The 368-nt window shown below is 42.9% G+C and carries 1 protein-coding gene; it reads right to left on the bottom strand.

Going from position 1 to position 368, the window contains the following annotated elements:
• A partial coding sequence (locus tag AAEY62_RS20815) for a TonB-dependent receptor plug domain-containing protein (protein ID WP_350636186.1) occupies positions 1-368 on the bottom strand: 368 nt, incomplete at both ends.

Here is a 368-nt window from a genome sequence, read left to right as displayed (position 1 = left end):
AAGGTATTGTTTGCTTACTGTATTCAAGTTCGTAAATCAGTTCACTATTGTCGTTAATATACCAAGCTACTGATGGGCTAACGCCTTGTTTGGTTTTTTTAATGGTGTCTCTAAAGCTATTTGAATCTTCATAAAAACCGATCAGTCTAATTGCAACATCATCAGAAACCCCAGTGGTGTAATCTATATCAGCCCTATAGGTATCCTCACTTGCAACAGCAAGTTTTAGTTCGCCTGCGGTATCAAATGCTGGCCGTTTAGTTATTAAGTTAACCACTCCGCCAGGTTCTCCCCGACCAAATAACGCAGCACGCGGCCCTTTTAGCACCTCAACCGAGGCAATACTTGACAGATCTCGCGTACCACCC

The sequence above is a fragment of the Pseudoalteromonas sp. GW168-MNA-CIBAN-0100 genome, assembly GCF_040309225.1.
GTDB classification, from domain to species: domain Bacteria; phylum Pseudomonadota; class Gammaproteobacteria; order Enterobacterales; family Alteromonadaceae; genus Pseudoalteromonas; species Pseudoalteromonas arctica.
This window is presented reverse-complemented; position numbering and strand designations above follow the sequence as displayed.